The sequence below is a fragment of the Desulfobacula sp. genome (genome assembly GCF_021107415.1).
In genome coordinates this window covers 1-4,777 of record NZ_JAIOSW010000110.1, presented here as the reverse complement: position 1 = coordinate 4,777, position 4,777 = coordinate 1, and the positions used below count along the sequence as shown (strand labels likewise).

Sequence of the window (4,777 nt, the reverse complement as noted above, 5' to 3'; positions counted from 1 at the left end):
CATCTGGTTTTGGTGTTAAAGTTTTTTATGCCCTGGGGTTCGTCCAAAATTTTCAGATCCGGTTTCATTTTGGCAATGAAGGTAACAACCCTTAATACGGCTTCATAGTTGGTAATTTTAAAATAATTTGAATCGTTGTTATAGATGGATCTTCTTTTCTGGGCAGTCCCTTCCACTACCCTGGGGATTTCATCGGTGAAATTGATGATTTCCCTTTTCCACTGGTCTTTTAAAGAAGCCAAAGTGATAATCAAGACTTTTTTAAATCCAAAGAGTTCTTTTTTCAGGATAGAGAGTGTAATTGCCTGAAGGGTTTTTCCAAGCCCCATCTCATCGCCTATCAGCACTGATTTTTTAAAGAGTGCAAATTGTACGCCCTCCTTTTGATAGTCATAAAGTTTCGCTTTTATTTTTGAATAATCAAATTGAAAGGAATCTTTGAAAGCTTCAAGCTGATGATTCTGTAAATAATTTTGAACCTGGTTTAAAACTTCAGGTTGAATGATGACCTGTTTGTTTGCTTGGGCGGATGGTATCAGTTTAACAATGCTTGAAAGATCATCTTTAATATAGTCTCCATCCTTATTAAAATATTGGGCTAAAAGTTTTATGATCCCGAGATCAGCAATTGATTGCGGATCAAAGAAGAGTTTGGGTGCATTCTTTTTTGAATCCCAGAAAATATCTATAAATGGAAAAGACTCTTTTTTTACTTGTTTATTAAAACTTTTTATGTTGGAGAAATAATTTTTCAGGAAAATGATATGTTTGCAGGTATTGAGTTTGTTGGTAAGAAAATCAGGGCAGCTGCAATGTCCCATTCCAGCTTCAGGATCATGCATGATAATTTGATAGTGCTTCTTTGAGGCAGTTTCAATAAGATGTTCTCCTTTAAAAGTATCTCCTTGTACAACCTTGAAGATATCTTTTTTTGCCCTTTTTGTCCTGTCATCCAGTGCCTGGGCTCTTATTTCATCATATGTCAGGTACAGAGGGATCTCATCCTCAGGTTCAGGGACGGGAGACAAAGCAGGGTTGTTAACACCTGCAAAGCTTATATCAAGAACGGTAAGAAGTGATGCAACGATGTGCTTGCAGCCATCACCGGGATACGGGCAGCTACAGATCCCAGGCCGGTTTTCATTGGAAAGATCAATACTAATTTCATAATCACCATAAGCACCGTCATATCGAAAGTCGAATAAGTTGTTTCCATCATCACCTTCATAGAGGAGGGCATCATTTTCATAGATTCTTTCACCCCGGTAAAAGATAATTTCAGAATCTGCAATATTGTTTTTGATTTTTTCCCTTGATAACATTGTTTTACGCTCCATTTGTTTTTTATAGGTTCATAGTTGATTTTAATTTATAAGTAAAATGATAAAAAATATACCTTTGTATGTGAAAATATACCAAAATATAAGGAATTTAATTCCTTTCTCTATGTAAAACTTTACATAAAAGTATGTAAAGTTTTACATACTTTTACTCAGAACATTGATAGAACCTTAAGGATTCCTTCCTTAATTTTTATAAACTTAAAAAATAAAATTTTATATGAATAGCCGCTTTTTTGGCTTTTTTCATGTTATTATAGGAAAAAATAAAAATTATTCATATGTTGTGGTACAGTAGTTGCTTTAATAACAATTTTAACTGAAATAGAGATTTGAAAGGATAAACGTATGAAATCTATTAAAACAATTTTATTTGTTGCTTTTATTGTCTGCAATCTTACTGCTGTTTCTTTTGCTGCAGGGTTAATCATTGATCACACCTGTACTGACATCTGGCAGGTTCCGGAAACCTGGATCAATCAGGCTAAATCAGATCTGCACATTGCCTATGGCCATACCTCCCACGGCAGCCAGCTGACATCCGGGATGGGGTCCAATGGTGTTGCCCTTGACCAGTTCATGACAGCCAATGGTGCAACACCGGATCTTTATACCTGGAATAACGGAGGCACGGGAGGTGCCCTGGATTTTCACGATTATTTTGTCTCTGGAGATCTTGGGAATCCGGATCGTGTTACCTGGGCCCAGAGGACACGTGATTATTTGAATAACTCTGATAATTCGGACGTGAATGTGGTGATCTGGTCATGGTGTGGCCAGGCTGATACTTCCATTGCAAATATTGATATTTATCTGGATCTGATGGAAGACTTGATCGCAGAATACCCTGATGTGAATTTTATATTCATGACCGGTCACCTGAATGGAACCGGCCTCGACAGCCAGCTTAATCTTGCAAATGAGCATATCAGAAATCATTGCAGGACCCATGGCAGGATACTTTATGATTTTGCAGATATTGAAAGTTATGATCCGGATGGGTTTGTGAATTATATGGAGTTAAGGGCCACTGATAGCTGTTATTATGACAGTGACGAGAATGGGTTATGGGACAAAAACTGGGCCCTGGACTGGCAGAATTCATACACTCTGGGTGAAGACTGGTGGGAATCCGAAGCAGCTCACAGTCAACATCTGAACGGAAACCTTAAGGGATATGCTGCATGGTGGCTATGGGCAAGGCTTGCGGGTTGGCCGGACTGTCAGGCAGACATTGATCAGGATTCTGATGTGGATGGAAAAGATCTGTCAGGGTTTATAAATCAGTTTTATTCTTCTTGTTTGGATTATATTGCATCCTTGTTCGGAAAATGATTAAAAAGAGTCTTTTATCATTTCAGCACATTTGTTTTTATCAATTTTACCGTTTGCATTTTTAGGCAGCAGTTTTACAATTTTTATTTCATAGGGCATTTTATATTTAGGCAGCAGCGCAGAACACTTTGATAAAATTATATTTGCATCAATATCTTTATTCCTGGGTGTTGCAAGTGCGATCAGTTTATTGCCTAAAAGATCGTCTTTGACACCGATCACTGCTGATTCGACAACAAGATCTGTTTCCATTATTGCATCTTCTACTTCCTGGGGGTTGATGCGATGACCGCCAACCTTAAGCAGGCTGTCTTTCCTTCCTTTTATAAAGTAAAATCCATCTTCATCAATATATCCCTGATCTCCTGTGTGATAACCATTTCCATCCAGCGCTTTTGCAGTGGTTACAGGGTCTTTCCAATAGCCAAGCATGATGTTTTTACCCGAGGCAACAAGCTCTCCTGTCTGCCCGGAAGGGACTTGCCTATTGTTTTGATCAAGGATTTTGATCTTTACCCCTGGTATGGGTATGCCAATGGAGTTTATTTTATTTTCAAGCCGGTCAGGTTCAAGATATGTCAGCCGTGCAGAGGCTTCCGTTGCACCATACATGATACAGATATCTGTGTGATCCGGCAGCATTTTAATCAGCTTTTTTTTGATGCTGGATGCCATGTGACCGCCTGCCTGGGTGCAGCAGCGAAGATGGGTCAGCTTGTCTTTAAAAGTTTCCAAAGGGGAACGGTTTAAAAGAAAGGCATAAGTGGAAGGCACTCCGGAAAAGAAAGTGACTTTTTCTTCAACCATCTGGTTTATTACAGATGCGGGAAAGGCAAATTTATTATTGATAACAATAGTCCCGCCAACTGAAAACAGGGTGTTCAGAAGAGATTTTCCCATGACATAGAAAAAAGGAAGCACCACCATCTGGATATCATCACTGGTCAGGTGAAGGTATTGGCAGATTGAATCAGCGTTTGTTGTAATGTTTAAATGAGAAAGCATGACACCTTTTGGAATACCTGAACTTCCCGATGTGTATATAATGCTTGCCAGGGTGTCTGGGTCTATTGTTTTGTCAAGATTTGAGGAATTGCTGTAATTTGAAATCTCTGACCAGGGTATCACGGGGAAATCAAGCCGGGGCCCAGTCTTAGACCCAGCCTGGAGCAATTGGCTGCTCATATCTTTAATGATCATGACCTGCAGGGTAGATGAAGTTAAGTCGCAGGCTTTTAACAACCTTTCAAATTTTTTTGAAGAAATAACGGCTTTGGGTGCAAGTTCACTGAACAGATGATTAATGCTTTCCGGCTTAAGGTCATTGCTGAACGGTACAACCACAGCACCGGTTTTAAGGATGGCATAGTAGCTGATGATATATTCAATGCTGTTATCCATGATGAGTACTACAATGTCATTGTCTTTGACATTGTGATCCATCAGGAGCCGTGCTAGTCTGTTGGCGTCTGAATTTACCTGTGCATAGGTAGCGCGGTCTTTTTCTGTAATGACTGCCGTTTTTTCAGGAAAGGCAGAAGCACTGTTTTCAAGAAAATGGTGTATCATGAGGCTTTCAGCAGTTTGCTGATAAATTGTTCCAGATAATTTAAAGAATCCAGGTTTTCCGGGATCATATCCTCATCATCTATTTCAATATTAAATTCTTCTTCAAGATACTCAATCAGCTCCAGCACTCCCGTGGAATCAATAATTCCTTCTTCTAAAAAAGAGGTATCGTCTTTTAAATCATTGTCCTCTCCAAACAAGAAGTTTTCTATAATAAAGTTCTTTATCTTTTCTTTTATTTTATCCATTAACCCAATTTCTCCTTTGCATAATTTACCATTTCAGTATTCTGTTCAGTATAAATTTTTATTAATCCTTCATCACGGCTCATAATACCCTGTCTTACCATATTGGCAATCTCCCAGACATAGGGATGGAATCCATGGCGTGCAATATGACATTTGTTTGCAAACGCATTAATAAGACAATTGGATGAATTGGTATCCGTATCTTCGGGTGCTTTCCATCCAATGGATCTGAGTTCCTGTTTGATCTTTTCTTCATCATAGTCAAAAAAGGCTAAAGGATGAATA

The 4,777-nt window shown here is 38.7% G+C and carries 5 protein-coding genes; 1 reads left to right on the top strand and 4 read right to left on the bottom strand.

The genetic code is table 11. From position 1 onward, the window contains the following. Nucleotides 1-1,322: SNF2-related protein (locus K8S13_RS05785; protein WP_291461137.1), on the bottom strand; the 1,322-nt coding region annotated here is incomplete at its 3' end. Between the two features lie 366 nt (nt 1,323-1,688). Between K8S13_RS05785 and K8S13_RS05780 the strand changes: the two genes are divergently transcribed. Continuing rightward, complete coding sequence (locus K8S13_RS05780; protein ID WP_291461135.1) at nt 1,689-2,675, top strand: hypothetical protein; 987 nt, start codon at nt 1,689-1,691, stop codon at nt 2,673-2,675. Here K8S13_RS05780 and K8S13_RS05775 read toward each other — a convergent pair whose 3' ends face one another. The 3 genes from K8S13_RS05775 to K8S13_RS05765 form a co-directional block, all read right to left on the bottom strand. Then, nucleotides 2,676-4,244, bottom strand: coding sequence for a class I adenylate-forming enzyme family protein (locus tag K8S13_RS05775; RefSeq protein ID WP_291461133.1), 1,569 nt, complete (start codon nt 4,242-4,244; stop codon nt 2,676-2,678). Continuing rightward, nucleotides 4,241-4,492: a phosphopantetheine-binding protein gene (locus K8S13_RS05770; RefSeq protein WP_291461131.1), complete on the bottom strand. Its 252-nt coding sequence runs from the start codon at nt 4,490-4,492 to the stop codon at nt 4,241-4,243. The genes K8S13_RS05775 and K8S13_RS05770 overlap by 4 nt, the downstream gene beginning before the upstream one ends. Next, nucleotides 4,492-4,777, bottom strand: a 286-nt coding sequence (locus K8S13_RS05765) for a hypothetical protein (RefSeq protein ID WP_291461129.1), incomplete at its 5' end; no start/stop codon positions are given. The genes K8S13_RS05765 and K8S13_RS05770, both read right to left, overlap by 1 nt.

What these genes read in the sequence shown, in the direction of transcription:
- K8S13_RS05780 (WP_291461135.1), top strand. Translation starts at nt 1,689, where the DNA reads ATGAAATCTATTAAAACAATTTTATTTGTTGCTTTTATTGTCTGCAAT.
- K8S13_RS05775 (WP_291461133.1), bottom strand. Translation starts at nt 4,244, where the DNA reads ATGATACACCATTTTCTTGAAAACAGTGCTTCTGCCTTTCCTGAAAAA.
- K8S13_RS05770 (WP_291461131.1), bottom strand. Translation starts at nt 4,492, where the DNA reads ATGGATAAAATAAAAGAAAAGATAAAGAACTTTATTATAGAAAACTTC.